We start from the raw sequence: 14,339 nt of genomic DNA on the forward strand, positions 1-14,339 counted from the left end.
GACTTCAATGCTTTCCATTGTTAAATTGCAAATACTTGTCCTACTGCATAGGTGACCGCCATGGTTAAAAGTCCGATCACGAGGTTGCGAATCATAGCATTTTTGAGCGGTGCCTTGCCCAATCTAGCGCTGGTGTAACCTGTTCCCAAAAGGGCCAAGGCCACGATTAGAACGGTTGCCCAGATACGGACGCTGGCAGGAAGCAGGATAATGGTAATCATAGGAAAAAGTGCACCAACAGCAAAAGCTAAAAAGCTAGAGATAGCCGCATGCCAAGGATTAGTGAACTCCTCAATCTCAATGCCATATTTTTCCTGTACCAAAGCCTCCAACGGCTCCTGGAGAAAAGCCCGATTGGTCATGAGCTGGGCAGAAGTCTCACACTCACCATTTTGAACATAAGCAGCATAGAGAGACTGCCTAGCGATATCTGGATTTTTCTCTAAAAGCTCCCGCTCTCTGGCAACAGCAGCTTCCTCTGTATCCTTTTGAGTAGAAACTGATACATACTCTCCGCCAGCCATAGAAAAGGCGCCCGCAAAGACTGCCGCCAAACCAGACAGAAAGATAATCCAGACATCGTCCGTCGCACTAGCTACCCCAATAACCACACCTGCTATGGAAATAATACCATCATTGGCTCCTAAAACCCCTGCCCGCAATATATTCAGCCGCCCACTAAAGTTCGTATCAATTTTATGTTCTTCCACTATTTTAATTTTCTCTTTCTTTTTATTTATAATGATTATAAATAAAACTCAAAACTAATACAAGAGAAAATCGAAAAATGAGAAAAGTTCTACTATTTAAGAGAAGAAAGGCACCAGATTTCTACTATCTGATGCTTATAAAAAATATCTCTGATTTTAGGATTGCTTCTGAATCTCTTCTCGATACTCCGATATCGTCTTTCCTGTCCACTTTTTAAAGGCTCGTGAGAAGGAAGATACTTCTGAATAGCCCAGCAAATAGGCTACATCATCCGTTGTCATGTCAGGATTTTCGAAGTAACCAAAGGCTAGAATCTTCTGCACACTTTGCAATTCCTGGTTAAACTTGGTCCCTTCTGCCGTCAGGTTTCGTTGCAAGGTTCGGCTGCTAATGCCGAGAGTCGCTGCGATATCTTCGATACTAAAGGCACCACTTGGGATGGCCTGGTAGAGTTTTTTGCTGAACGATACCGGTAAAACTTTCACTGGTCACGGCTTTTGCCAAGCGCTCTTTGAGTTGAGGTTCTAGATAGTCCAACATGACATTATTGGCAGTCAAGAAGGGTTTCTCCAAGTCCGCCATTTTAAAGACCAGTTCATTGCCTTCCATTATTTCCACGTGACAGCCAAACACCGTAAGACTCGCTTCTTCATAAGTATAAGGAGCGCCCACATGTACTGGAATGATATTTTCTCCTGTACCTATGCGAATCAAATCGACCAATAACGGGAAAGCCATTACTTTTATTCAAGCAATTTATGGTTCAACTTGTTTCTAGTAAGTAAGATAATTTTTTTCTGATTAGGTTCTTTGTTTAGAAATCTATCCTAGAATATCATAGGAGCAAAAGCCATCAAATCAAAATATGCTAAACAGATCACTTTTATTGGAGAGACGCCCCTAGTATTTCTTCAACATTATCAAACGAAATCGTCTTAAAATGTCTAGTTATCTCTACAATAACTAGACTAGCAATAGATAGAAATAAAACGAGTTTGATAAGTGTTTGCCATTTTTTAACCCAATTTAAAAACATTTGCAAACTCTACTCCTTTTATCCTAATAGTGTCTGTAAAATCGGAATCACAATCACAAATAAAACCGTACTAAGAGTGACCACATTCGTTGAAAACTCAACATCGCCTTTTCCTTGATTGGCAAGGATAGGAAGAACCGCTAAAGCAGGTGTTGCTGATTGAATCATAAAGGTTCTAAATTCTGGTGCTACCATATTTGGAGAGAAGAACTTCAGAACCAGGAGCATGATGACCGGTGCAAGGATAAAACGACCAACCAGTGTGATAATGGTATCCTTATCAAAGCGAATCGTCTTAAGTCCTGCCTTCGCTAGAACGATACCAATATAGACAAGTGATAATGGCGTTGTTAAACTACCAATATAGGTCAAGGTACTTTCCGCAAAACTTGGAACAGGAAGACGGAGCACTAAAAAGGCGAGGGCTACGAGAAAACCTAATAAAGGCGCAGGGAAGAGCTTCTTCCAATTAAATTTTTGAGCCTGTTTTGAAGCCCCTTCTTTGCTATCAGAAGTCATCAGATAAACACCTAATGTCCAAGTAGAGACTGTATTCGTAATATAATACACCAAGAAGTACGGTAGGGCTTGATTGCCAAATAGAGCGATATTTAAAGGCAAACCAATGAAAATGGTGTTGGCATTGACAAAGGTATTAATCATGGTTCCTCGACGACCTGGGCGCACTCTAAAAAGTTTCACTGCGACAAAGGCCGCTAGGTAACCCAGAATGAAGGCGATAAACGTATAGAATAAACCGCCAGATAAACTAATCAGCTTATCCAAAGTTAAATATTTAAGAACAGAGGTAAAAATTGCAACCGGCATGGCCACATTCATAATGAGTTTAGATAAGTCATTTCCAAAACTCTCCTGAAACCAACCACGGACTTGTAAGATATATCCAAGTACGATAATCACAATGATTGGAATAATACTCTCAATAGAAGTTAATAAAATCTCCATAAGAATCCTTTCTTTCATTATTAAAAAAAGTGTACGAGGCCAGATAGAAGCTAGCTCTCGTACACTTCATCCGAGTGTTGTCTATTTTAAATTATTGGTAAGTTGGATACCATTTCAAATCACAGACCGCTTTCGCCATATCAGTTTCTTGGGCACGCGCTAGACCTTGTTCTTGCGCTTTTTTAGCAACTGCTTCTGCTACTTTGATGGAAACATCAGCAACATACTTGAATGGTGGTAAGACAGGCGCTCCTGGTTGACCTGGATTGACAATACCACTCAATGAATGTGCGGCAGCTCCAATCATTTCATCCGTCAAAAGACTCGCTTCAGAGGCTAACATACCAAGTCCAAGACCTGGATAAATCAAAGCATTGTTAGCTTGACCAATCACGTAGTCCACACCTTTATAGGAAACTGTACCAGCTGGAATTCCTGTTGCAACAAACGCTTTTCCATCTGACCACTCGATCAAATCTTTGGCACTTGCTTCTGCGAGCTTTGTAGGATTGGACAATGGGAAGATCATTGGGCGTTCTGTATTTTCACACATAGCTTCTACAATTTCTTTGGTGAAGGTATTTGGCTGAGTCGAAGTTCCCACAAGAATCGTCGGCTTAACAGTCTTCACTACTTCAAGAAGGTCCGTCAACTTATCCGCATTGGCAAAATCAGAACGTTTCTTAGCAAATGGTTTTTGTTCCGGAGTTAAGTCATCCATATCATCAAAGAGAAGACCTTGTTTATCCACCATAAAGAAGCGTTTATAGGCTTCTTCTTCAGGAAGACCTTCACTAACCATTTCGCGAAGCACACGAGAGGCAATCCCTGCACCAGCAGTCCCACCACCATAGCAGAGGTAAACTTGATCCGTTAATTTTTCACCTGTAATATCCAATGAACCAAAGATACCTCCAAGGGTTACGATACCAGTTCCTTGGATATCATCATTAAAGGTTGGAATTTGCTTCCGGTATTTTTCAAGGATGTTGGCAGCATTTAAGCGACCGAAATCTTCCCAGTGAAGGTAGAGTTTAGGGAAAAGACGTTCTGAAGTTTGGACAAATTGATCGATAAAATCATAATAACGATCACCACGCACACGTTCGTGACGATTTCCCAAATAATTAGGGTTGTTACGCAATTCTTCACGGTTGGTACCAGCGTCAATGACTAAAGGAAGGACCATTGAAGGATCAATTCCTGCTGCGCCAGTATAAACCATCAATTTCCCAACAGAAATATCGACACCATTTGTACCCCAGTCTCCAATACCAAGAATACCTTCTGCATCCGTTACGACAATGAGACGAATCTCACGGTCTCCCGCTGCATTTTTCAAAGTCGCTTCAATATTTTCAGGGTGATTGATGTCAAGATATGCGGCATATTGTGGGTCTACAAAGAGGTCGCTATAGCCTTCAATGGTATCAGCAATGGTTGGGTCATAGACAATCGGATTAAATTCTTCCAAATGTTGGGCAAACAGGTAATAGAAAAGGGTACGGTTGGTGTTAAAAATTTCCATTAAGAACAACCGTTTTTCCAAATCGTTGACCTTTCTTTGCATTTGCGCATAGGTCTGCGCCGCTTGTTCCTCAATAGTTTGGACGTAAGGTGGTAGGAGGCCAATAAGGCCTAGTTTCTGACGTTCTTCCAAGGTAAAGGCAGTTCCCTTGTTCAGAAAAGGGTTGTTTAAAATATCATGTGCAGTCATCATGTGACCTCCTTATTTTGTTTATTCTATTATAACACTTTCAGGCATTAAATGACACTTTGTTCTGTATATGATACAATATCAATAAGAAAACAGACGATCCAACCTAAAATAATGTGATTTCAATAAATAACAAAATATTTTCATTATCCATTACTTCCAAATCGTCAGGGTCATCTTTTTAAAAAGCGAGATTTTTTCACGTTTTTAGACGATTATGCTCATCAAAAAATCTACTTCTTGAAGGAATGTTTTCTACTCCGTAGGATGAGCCAGCTCTATGAAAGCCATCGATAATAAATCCAAGATATGTTCGTTATAGGATACTTTGTTTTGTTCAGGGTGTTATTTTTGTCATTTAAAACTTGTATTCTGGTTACATGAAAACAAAACATTATTTACAACGGTATATAGCGCAAAAGGTCAAATATTTGCGAAAAAAACAAAACATGAGTCAAGAGGAGCTATCGGAACGAGCTGATCTTGGATTAAAGTATATCAATCAATTGGAAAATCAAAACGTGAATCTGACCATTCACAGTCTTGAAAAAGTGATTGCTGCCCTTGAGTTGACTCCAGAAGAATTCTTCAATTTTGATTCACTCGAAGCTTCTTTAGACCCTAACGACAGCCTTTCACTTAAGAGAGTAAATATGAAAATTAAGCAACTTCCAGTTGTAAAAAGGGAAAAGATCCTAACGATTTTCGAAGATATATTAGATAGCCTTTAATGGTCCTCTGACTCACCTCAAATTGTAACAAACAAAAAATTATATAGTCAAATTCGCTATCACGGATAAGATTTACTTATCCATGTCTGTACATTAAAAGGGAGAGCCTGATGAATTTTAAGGACTTTTATTATTTTTACGATCTTAGTCAACTGCAATCCTATACCGGAGTTGCCCAAAAGCACGGGATCAGTCAACCATCCGTTTCTTATGCGATTAAACGACTAGAAAAGGAATTTCACTGCCCATTAATCGCACATGATCCTTCTCCTCGCACCTTCAAATTAACGCTTCAAGGAGAGATCCTGTTGCGACATATTCAAAAGGTCTTGCCTGAAATTCAAGGAGCAAAAAAAGAGATTCTACGGAGTCTTTCTCAGTTTAATACTATCGGTTTTCCGCCAATTATCATTGACTATCTTGTCCGAAAACAACCTGCCTTTATCAATAATGTTGCGGCCCTTCAAAGTATCCATCCTGTCCAAGAAGGATCTGTTGAACTTTTAGAAATGCTTTCCAAAGGGGAACTAGATGCTAGTTTTTTGGGGAGTTTGGAGCCTATTAGAGATCATCGTTTCCAGGTGCAAGAAATGGGCAAACGAAATCTCTTCTATATCCTTCATCGCAATCATCCACTCGCTACTAAAAAGCTATTGCATTTCTCAGATGTTATCAATGAAGATTTTATCATTCCAGATGAACACTTTGTTCATTTAAAGGCTTTTGAACAATTGAATGAGCGCTATCACCATGAAGCTACTCCTTTTTTTCAGACAGATGATATTCAGCTTCTAAAACAACTCCTTCGTAAAGAAGTAGGAATTAGTTTGCTAGCCGATCTTGCACTAACAGACAGTGAAGATGAACTGATCGCGATTCCTATGGCCAAAGACGAACTGATCAGCTTTTATATTTCACTAGTTGAACCAAGAGAAAGCAATCTTAAACCGGAGGTCATCCAATTCTTCGAAAAACTACTGAATTAATCACAGCCTCCATTCTTTGTGCCAATGTAGTTCCATAAATACAGTGACTAGCTAGTGTTTTTTGTAGAAAAAATATAGTAAAAATACTGATAAAATTGGGATTCCTACAAACTAGAAGGAATCCTATTTTTTTTATGATTCGAATCTTTAATGCCTATTATGTATATTTTTGTTATATGGCATTTTATTAGTAATTTGAGAAATTAAAATCTTTGAAATATGAGAAGACGTTTCAGTCACTTGATTAATTGAAACAAGCTATTGTAGACTACATTGATTACTACAATAACAAACGAATCAAAGTCAAACTAAAAGGACCTAGCCCTGTACAATACAGAACTAAATCCTTTGGGTAAATAAATTGTCTAACTTTTTGGGGTCAGTACAAATTTACTCAAGGTCTTCTTTGTATTTGATAACAATAGCATTTTATTGTCTGATGCAGACTTGATTGAAATCTCCTGCAAATGCAATAAACAAACTAATTATTTCACAACGATATTAACAAGTTTATTTGGTACGCTAATGACTTTTACAACTTCTTTGTCGGCGATTTCAGACTTGATTTTTTCATCTGACAGAGCGATTTCCTGCAGTTCCTCACGGCTCAAGTCCTTAGTTACGACTAGCTTAGCACGAACTTTACCCTTGATTTGAACAACGATTTCGACCTCTGCTTCGACCAGTTTGCTTTCGTCATAAGTTGGCCAAGTTACATAGGAAATGCTCTCACCAGTTTGAGCGACTGCCTGCCAGAGTTCTTCAGCCAAATGCGGTGCAAAAGGCGCCAGCAATTGAATAAAGCCTTTGGCATATTCGACATAGAGCTTTTCTTCCTTGTTGGCTGCATTGACAAAGATCATGAGCTGGGCAATGGCTGTGTTAAACTTGAGCTCCTCAATCTGCTCTGTGACAGACTTGACTGTTTCATTGTAGACCTTGTCCAATGCTCCGCTATTTTCAGTGACCAATTCCTTAGAGTTAAGGAGACGATAAACCCGATCCAGGAACTTGCGGCTGCCTTCTAACCCTTCCTCGCTCCAAGCGATAGACGCATCCAGCGGCCCCATGAACATTTCATAGACACGCAGTGTATCGGCACCATATTGCTCCACTACATCGTCTGGGTTGACTACATTCTTCAGAGACTTAGACATCTTAGCAGGCGCTTGCTCCAGTTCTTCTCCAGTTTCGATATTGAAGAAAGAACCATCGCGTTTTTCCACCTTGTCTGTCGCCACTAGGGCACCTCGACTATCACGGTAGCTAGTCCCCAGAATCATCCCTTGGTTAAAGAGTTTTTGGAAAGGCTCTTTAGTTGGCACTACTCCGATATCATAGAGGAACTTGTGCCAGAAGCGAGCGTAGAGAAGATGGAGCACGGCATGCTCTGCACCACCGATATAAATATCAACTGGCAGCCAAGCCTGGAGCAGCTCTTCATCTGCTAATTTCTCATTGTTGTGCGGGTCAATGTAACGCAGGTAATACCAGCTAGAACCAGCCCATTGAGGCATGGTGTTGGTTTCGCGGCGTCCTTTGACACCATCCTCCCGAGTCACTTCCAGCCAGTCAGTCAGATTGGCCAGAGGGCTTTCACCGGTACCAGAAGGGCGTATATCCTTGGTTACAGGCAAGACAAGTGGCAATTCATTTTCAGGGACAGCTGTTGAAGTCCCGTCTTCCCAATGAATGATTGGAATCGGCTCACCCCAGTAACGCTGACGGCTAAAGAGCCAGTCGCGCAGACGATAGGTGACTTTTTCATTTCCGACACCTTCTGCTTCCAGCCAAGCAACCATCTTTTCGATAGCGGCAGCCTTGTCTAAGCCATCTAGGAAGCCAGAGTTAATATGCGGACCGTCTTCTGTATAAGCAGCGTCAGCAACATTCCCACCCTCTAGAACCGGAATAATCTCCAAGTCAAACTGCTTAGCAAACTCCCAGTCGCGCTCGTCATGCGCTGGAACAGCCATGATGGCTCCTGTTCCGTAGCTAGCAAGCACATAGTCAGCAATCCAGATTGGGATTTCCTTGCCGTTGACAGGATTGATAGCATAAGCTCCTGTCCAGACACCAGTCTTCTCCTTAGCCAAATCAGTCCGAGCCAGGTCGGATTTGAGGCTGGCTGCGTGTTTGTAGTCTGCTACTGCTTGGGCTTGTTCTGCACTTGTAATGGCATCAACGAGAGCATGCTCTGGAGCCAAAACAGCATAGGTCGCACCAAAAAGGGTGTCCGGACGAGTCGTAAAGACGGTGAAGTCCTTATCTGTGTCCTTAATCTTGAAGGTTACATTGGCACCAGTTGACTTGCCAATCCAGTTGCGCTGCATATCCTTGATAGATTCTGGCCAGTCCAATTCCTCCAAGTCATTGAGCAGACGTTCTGCATAGGCTGTGATTTTCAGCATCCACTGACGCATGGGTTTGCGGACAACTGGATAGCCACCGCGCTCAGATGTACCGTCTGGCAGAACTTCCTCATTAGCGATAGCCGTTCCCAGCTCTTCTACCCAGTTTACTGGCACTTCAGCTTCATAAGCCAGGCCTTTTTCGTAAAGCTTGGTGAAAATCCACTGGGTCCACTTGTAGTAATTAGGGTCAGTTGTATTGATTTCTCGGTCCCAGTCATACGAAAATCCTAGAGCATTGATTTGACGCTTGAAGTTGGCAATGTTTTCCGCTGTAAAATCAGCTGGGTCATTCCCTGTATCCATGGCGTATTGCTCAGCCGGCAGGCCAAAGGCATCCCAGCCCATAGGATGAAGGACATTATAGCCCCGAGCCCGCTTGTAGCGGCTGAGGATATCTGTCGCCGTGTAGCCCTCCGGATGCCCTACATGGAGCCCCGCTCCTGATGGGTAAGGAAACATATCCAGCGCATAAAAGTTAGGCTTGTCCTTATCCGTACCGGTCTTAAATGTATGATGCTCTGCCCAGTATTTCTGCCACTTGGGCTCGATTTCTTTGTGATTATAATAAGCCATTCTTTTCTCCATTTTTTGTACTGTTTCTATTATACCATTTTCAAGGGATTTTGAAAGACGGAATCCAGTTTTCACTGACAAAAACTATAACTCATCTCTAAAGCGTTAGTCTCTGATTGACCTCTAAAATTAAAAGTTGTATAATTCTGACCGGAGGAATAATCATGAATTTACAAACTATTTTCACTTATGTTTTCTTTGTTATTTTTATTAGCACAGAAATGTGGATTAAAAATAAAACTAAGTCAAACAATGTAAACGACTCTGCAGATAAAGGGAGCCGCTACATCATTATTGGCAGTGTTATCTGCTGCTTATTTTTGATAAACGGACAATTTCTCGACTTTGTCTCCCACTTACCCAGCCTCACTATCTATCTTGGAATCCTCATCTCCCTAGCAGGGTTCGCATTGCGGGTCTATGCAGTCAATTATCTCGGAAAAAACTTCACACTGGCCGTTCAAACAACCGATAGTCAACAATTAGTAGACCATGGCCCTTATTCTATTGTAAGAAATCCTGCCTATACTGGCAGTATCTTGTCTATCCTTGGTCTATCGATTACATCACTAAATCCTCTTACAATCATTATCAGTCTTATTTTACTCGTGGTAGGATATAGCATTCGACTTAGAGTAGAAGAAAAAGCTTTAAGCAATCACTTTGGGAAAAATTACGAAGCTTATTGCCAAAAGGTTAGATACCGAGTTTTTCCTTACATCTGGTAATCCCACCAAAAAACAAGCCACCCTGTCAGTCCTACAGTTGAAAGGTAGCTTGTTTTGTATTTTACTTTTATTTATCCAAATCCCTGACATATTGGTCGACTGCTAGGATAGCACCTGCAATATCAGAAGCTGAAATCTCAAATGGCATCTGATGAATGGTTTCACCCTCAATCGTCGCTTGCTGACCAACTTTGAGCAAATCTTCATAGCTGGTATTTTCTAAATGCATTTCTTTCAGAGTTGTCGGCATACCAATTTTTTGATAGAAGCGAATATATTTTTCCAATTCTTCTTTAGGTCGGTTTTCTAAGAAGAGCTGGGTCAAGGTTCCATAGGCAACTTTTTCGCCATGGGTCAGGTGATGAATATCTCCTGTGAGAGCTGTAAAGCCGTTGTGGATAGCATGAGCTGCTGCTAAACCTCCGCTCTCAAAGCCGACGCCGCTGAGAAGGGTATTGGCTTCAATGATATTTTCCAGAGCTGGAGTCACGACTTTCGCTTCACAGGCTGCAATAGCTTGCAGGCCATCTGCAAACAGTGTTTCTTCACACTTCTTCGCAATTGCTACACCAGCTAGACTCTGTCTTTGTCCCAGCATGGTAGTGCCATTTTTTTGCTGGACAGCACGCGCCTCTACCCAAGTCGCTAAACCATCTGCAATCCCAGAAGCCAGAAGTCGTTTTGGCGCTCCAGCAATCACTTTCGTATCCACCAAGACGAGTTCAGGATTTTTACTATAGAAAATATACTTTTCAAAGGCGCCGTCTTCTGTATAGATAACAGAAAGTGCTGACGTTGGGGCATCTGTAGAGGCAATGGTTGGCGCAATAACCACAGGACGTCCTAGTATGTCTGCAATCGCCTTCGCACTGTCAATGGTTTTTCCACCACCTAGGCCAATAACTAAGTCTGCTCCGTCTTTTTCAGCCAGAGCAACGACCCGATCAATTTCAGCGTCAGAAGCTTCTCCATTAAAAGCGACATGCAGCACATGAAAACCATAACGGGTAAGGTAGTCATTGAATTTTTCCCCAACAATCTGGTAAACCACATCATCACAAAGCAAGACTGGATGGCTGCCTAACTGAAGAATCTGTTTTGCATTTTCAAACAGAGCATCTTCTCCCTGAATATAACGAGACGGGCTTGCAAAAATTCTCATAGAACACCTCTTTCATTTATTCATAAATAGAGCTTTAAATATGCCTTTTAAATGTATTCCTGATTGTGAATTGCTGACCAGTCTGCAGCAAAGTCATCCACTGCCTTAGCGATAGACGGCATGGCAAAGGCTGCTGCAAAGATATCTGGTCCTGCTGTAATGGCTTGGGCCCCATCAGCAAAAGCACGATTGATTTGGCCAACATTTTTAAAGGAAGCTGCCAATATTTTGCTGGCGGAATGATCCCGCTCAATCGCCTGAGCAAGCTGGCTGATGACAGCATCTGAATCAATATTGAGATTTTCCATGCGGTTATAGTAAGGAGCAAGATAGTCAGCCCCCGCTTCAATAGCTAATAGACCTTGAAAGGTTGTATAAATGGCTGTTGCTGTAATCTTGTAACCTTCTGCTTTAAGAGTTTTGATAGCTGCCAGCCCAGCCGGTGTAACCGGAACTTTAATGTAGACAGCATCGCCGCATTTTTTTCGAATTTCAGCAGCATCTTTCAAGATTCCCTCATAATCCTTGGCAACAACCTGCACATGGATAGATGGACCTTCTCCTATGATTTCCCGAACAGCGCGAATCCGTTCGAAGAAGTCTATTTTTCCTTCTTTTTTTGCGATGGTCGGATTAGAAGTCACTCCCGCCAAGGGGAGGACTTCCGACCATTTTTTTATCTCCTCTAAATTTAAGGTATCAAGCATGAATTCCATAAATTGGACCTCTTTTACAATGTGTGCTCCGTACGTCCGATAATATCATCTTGTGTCGCCTTGGAAAGCACATTGAAGAAAGCAGAGTAGCCTGCAACACGAACAATCAAATCGCGGTGTTTATCAGGATGCTTCTGAGCATCAATCAAGGTTTCCCGAGAAACGACATTGTATTGGATATGATAGCCATGCAGACGGTTAAAGAATGTACGAAGCAAGGCAATAAGTTTCACTTTATCTTCTTCCTTAGACAGGGTCTGAGGATTGACTTTTTGATTGAGCAGAACGCCACCTACGATTTCGTCTGTCGGTAATTTGGAAACAGATTTTAATACAGAGGTCGGGCCGTTCTTGTCCATATTGTGGGATGGAGAGCAGCCTTCAGCGAGCGGTGTTCCGGCATTGCGGCCATCTGGTGTCGCCAAGGTACCGCGACCTTGACCTACATTGGCTGAAATAGAAGATGTTCCAGAGTAGCGGATACCGCCAATTGGACCACGGCCATAACGGGTATTTGGATATTTAGCGATTTCATCCACATAAATATCATAAGCATCTGTCACTAGCTTATCTGCGTAATCATCATCATTACCATATTTCGGTGCATCATGAATCAGCATTTCTTGAATTTCTTTACCACGCTCACCTGCATAGTCCGTTTCAAGTGCATGCCAGAGTTCAGCTGGAGTCAGCCTGCCTTCCTCAAAGACCAGCTTTTTGATAGCCGCCAATGAGTCTGATAGATTGGCAATACCGACTTGAAGACCGGAAATATAGTCATAGACAGCTCCGCCCTCTTTCAAATGCTTACCGCGTCCGATACAGTCATCTGTCAAAGCTGAGCAGAGGATATCCGGCACTTCTCTTTCAAGAGACAGGTCAATAGAATTTTCCACGATGACACTCATGCGGGTCAAATGGCGCAAGGTCTTGTCCCAAGCCGTTTGCAGCTCAGCAAAGCTCTTCATATCTTTAAAATGACCGAAGCTTGGTGCAAAGCGCTTGCCAGATGCTGGATCAATTCCATCGTTCATAGTAATCAGGAGTACCTTAGGGAAGTTCATGTAGCTCATGCCTGTACAACGGTAGCCCCATTTACCAGGCACAGCAGTTTCCACACAGCCGATAGCACTGTAATCGTATGCATCTTCTTCCAAAACGCCTTTAGCAATAAAGGACGGAATGATGATTTCATCATTATTGAAGGCCGGCATACCGAAGCCAAGCTTCATGACTTCGATACACTCATTCATAAAGCGAGCATCTAAGCCTGCATGATAACGAACGGTCAGATTCGGCTGAGGAAGATGAGTTTGAGCTACAGATTTCAAGACAAGGTAGGAAAGTGGGTTGACTGCATCTCTCTTATCTCTCGTTTGGCCCCCGATTGTCACATTTTGATAAAGGGGACTGCCTGCAGATGAGAATGTGTGGGCCTGACTGCGCACTTTATTAATGGTAATCGTCTTAATCCAGAGATTGGTTAAGCGTTCTACAATGCTAGCTTCTGTCTCACGTCCAGCTTCCAAATCTGCCTTGACATAAGGATACATGTACTGGTCAAAGCGGCCATAAGAGAGCGAATGTCCGTTGGACTCGATCTGAAGGATACACTGGATAAACCAAACAGACTGAACAGCTTCAGCAAAGGTTGATGCTGGCTCATACGGCACTTTAGAACAAATTCTAGCGATTTCTAAGAGCTCCTGACGGCGCTTAGGCTCTGCTTTTTCAGCCAGCTGATTGGCCAAAGCAACAAAACGCTCCGCATAAGCTTTCACAGCATCCACAACGATGAAAATGGAATCATAGAAGTGGTATTTGTCAATACTAGCCGGATCGGTCAAATCCAAGGCTTCCTTAGCTGCACGCGCTTTCTCTTCAAAACCTTTCAGCCCATAGGCCAAGAGTTTTTGATAGTTGACCGCCAAATGGGCGTCCCCAGAGTTCATCTTTCCTTCCATGCCAAAGAAGCCAGTTTCCATATAAACCTGAACTTCTTCTGGAAGTAGGGCCCCTGCTCGAGCACGGAGGTTATTGTTTTCCCAGAAAGGAGCGATGCTGCGGAGCTGCTCTTTGGTTTCCTCTGTGATGTAAAAGACGTCTCCGTCCCGCTTCTCAAAAAGCTCTAGTTCATTGAGTACAAACTCTAAAGTATACTCTGGGAAGATAGGCGCATCTTTATTAGATGAAGCCTGATTACCGACAATCATCGTTTCATCTTCGATATAAAGCGTCATATTTTCCAAAATCTCTTTGAGCATGTAAGCACGTTTCAACACATTTGGTTTTTCCTTATGCTTATCATAAGCCTTGGTAGCTAAGACAGCACGCTCTGCATCAATATAGGGCTTTTTATTTAAAACATCTTCCCGATATTTATTCATACGTTCTGTTAAGCTGCCAAAATAGTCTGTTTTTATTGTTGTTTTTTCTACTTCTTTTACTTGGATCATTTGGTCACGACCTTTCTTATGAAATTTAATTTATTTCTTTCGTAACTATTGTAACATGCAAAATCCTAGAATTCAATCATTTATAGGCGATTACTGAATTAAAGATTTTTTGCACATTTGTGCCATCTGAGCCAAGAAACTTT

The 14,339-nt window shown here is 42.0% G+C and carries 10 protein-coding genes and 2 pseudogenes; 4 read left to right on the forward strand and 8 right to left on the reverse strand.

Translation table 11 applies throughout. The features are described 5' to 3' along the window. Positions 1-20: 20 nt before the first annotated feature. The 4 genes and pseudogenes from DQM55_RS10180 to DQM55_RS10195 form a co-directional block, all read right to left on the reverse strand. Positions 21-710, reverse strand: coding sequence for a VIT1/CCC1 transporter family protein (locus DQM55_RS10180; protein ID WP_111676608.1), 690 nt, complete (start codon positions 708-710; stop codon positions 21-23). Between the two features lie 156 nt (positions 711-866). After that, a pseudogene (locus DQM55_RS10185) lies at positions 867-1,437 on the reverse strand (helix-turn-helix domain-containing protein); the annotation flags it as partial. 328 nt (positions 1,438-1,765) lie between these two features. Further along, on the reverse strand, positions 1,766-2,713 hold the full coding sequence (locus DQM55_RS10190) for an AEC family transporter (RefSeq protein ID WP_032913014.1): 948 nt from the start codon (positions 2,711-2,713) through the stop codon (positions 1,766-1,768). 91 nt (positions 2,714-2,804) lie between these two features. Next, positions 2,805-4,430 (reverse strand): malolactic enzyme, encoded by a 1,626-nt coding sequence (locus DQM55_RS10195; RefSeq protein WP_111676962.1) that lies wholly within the window; start codon positions 4,428-4,430, stop codon positions 2,805-2,807. 380 nt (positions 4,431-4,810) lie between these two features. Between DQM55_RS10195 and DQM55_RS10200 the strand changes: the two genes are divergently transcribed. From DQM55_RS10200 to DQM55_RS10210, 3 genes and pseudogenes are all read left to right on the forward strand, one after another. Then, positions 4,811-5,161: a helix-turn-helix domain-containing protein gene (locus DQM55_RS10200; protein ID WP_002903669.1), complete on the forward strand. Its 351-nt coding sequence runs from the start codon at positions 4,811-4,813 to the stop codon at positions 5,159-5,161. A gap of 110 nt (positions 5,162-5,271) precedes the next feature. Next, on the forward strand, positions 5,272-6,147 hold the full coding sequence (locus DQM55_RS10205; RefSeq protein ID WP_002903668.1) for a LysR family transcriptional regulator: 876 nt from the start codon (positions 5,272-5,274) through the stop codon (positions 6,145-6,147). Between the two features lie 218 nt (positions 6,148-6,365). Further along, a pseudogene (locus tag DQM55_RS10210) lies at positions 6,366-6,503 on the forward strand (IS3 family transposase); the annotation flags it as partial. 129 nt (positions 6,504-6,632) lie between these two features. Here DQM55_RS10210 and leuS read toward each other — a convergent pair. After that, the gene (gene leuS / locus DQM55_RS10215; RefSeq protein ID WP_111676610.1) at positions 6,633-9,134 is read right to left on the reverse strand and encodes a leucine--tRNA ligase; all 2,502 of its coding nucleotides are present in this window, start codon (positions 9,132-9,134) and stop codon (positions 6,633-6,635) included. Positions 9,135-9,298: 164 nt separating this feature from the next. On the opposite strand from leuS, the gene DQM55_RS10220 reads away from it, so the two are divergent. Next, the gene (locus DQM55_RS10220; protein WP_111676612.1) at positions 9,299-9,862 is read left to right on the forward strand and encodes a methyltransferase family protein; all 564 of its coding nucleotides are present in this window, start codon (positions 9,299-9,301) and stop codon (positions 9,860-9,862) included. Between the two features lie 67 nt (positions 9,863-9,929). On the opposite strand, the gene DQM55_RS10225 is transcribed toward DQM55_RS10220, so the two are convergent. Genes DQM55_RS10225 through DQM55_RS10235 form a run of 3 tightly spaced genes read right to left on the reverse strand, consistent with a single transcriptional unit; the run spans position 9,930 to position 14,196 of the window. Continuing rightward, positions 9,930-11,024, reverse strand: coding sequence for a glycerol dehydrogenase (locus DQM55_RS10225; protein WP_111676614.1), 1,095 nt, complete (start codon positions 11,022-11,024; stop codon positions 9,930-9,932). Positions 11,025-11,071: 47 nt separating this feature from the next. After that, positions 11,072-11,740, reverse strand: coding sequence for a fructose-6-phosphate aldolase (locus tag DQM55_RS10230; protein WP_111676616.1), 669 nt, complete (start codon positions 11,738-11,740; stop codon positions 11,072-11,074). A gap of 14 nt (positions 11,741-11,754) precedes the next feature. Next, positions 11,755-14,196 carry a glycyl radical protein gene (locus tag DQM55_RS10235; protein WP_111676618.1) on the reverse strand — a complete coding sequence of 814 codons (2,442 nt, stop codon included), beginning with the start codon at positions 14,194-14,196 and terminating at the stop codon, positions 11,755-11,757. Positions 14,197-14,339 lie beyond the last annotated feature (143 nt).

It is taken from the genome of Streptococcus sanguinis, assembly GCF_900475275.1.
Taxonomy (GTDB): Bacteria; Bacillota; Bacilli; order Lactobacillales; family Streptococcaceae; genus Streptococcus; species Streptococcus sanguinis_N.

Excerpts from the sequence above, each read along its gene's own strand:
- DQM55_RS10190 (WP_032913014.1), bottom strand. The coding sequence starts at position 2,713 with ATGGAGATTTTATTAACTTCTATTGAGAGTATTATTCCAATCATTGTG.
- DQM55_RS10195 (WP_111676962.1), bottom strand. The coding sequence starts at position 4,430 with ATGACTGCACATGATATTTTAAACAACCCTTTTCTGAACAAGGGAACT.
- DQM55_RS10200 (WP_002903669.1), top strand. The coding sequence starts at position 4,811 with ATGAAAACAAAACATTATTTACAACGGTATATAGCGCAAAAGGTCAAA.
- DQM55_RS10205 (WP_002903668.1), top strand. The coding sequence starts at position 5,272 with ATGAATTTTAAGGACTTTTATTATTTTTACGATCTTAGTCAACTGCAA.
- leuS (WP_111676610.1), bottom strand. The coding sequence starts at position 9,134 with ATGGCTTATTATAATCACAAAGAAATCGAGCCCAAGTGGCAGAAATAC.
- DQM55_RS10220 (WP_111676612.1), top strand. The coding sequence starts at position 9,299 with ATGAATTTACAAACTATTTTCACTTATGTTTTCTTTGTTATTTTTATT.
- DQM55_RS10225 (WP_111676614.1), bottom strand. The coding sequence starts at position 11,024 with ATGAGAATTTTTGCAAGCCCGTCTCGTTATATTCAGGGAGAAGATGCT.
- DQM55_RS10230 (WP_111676616.1), bottom strand. The coding sequence starts at position 11,740 with ATGGAATTCATGCTTGATACCTTAAATTTAGAGGAGATAAAAAAATGG.
- DQM55_RS10235 (WP_111676618.1), bottom strand. The coding sequence starts at position 14,196 with ATGATCCAAGTAAAAGAAGTAGAAAAAACAACAATAAAAACAGACTAT.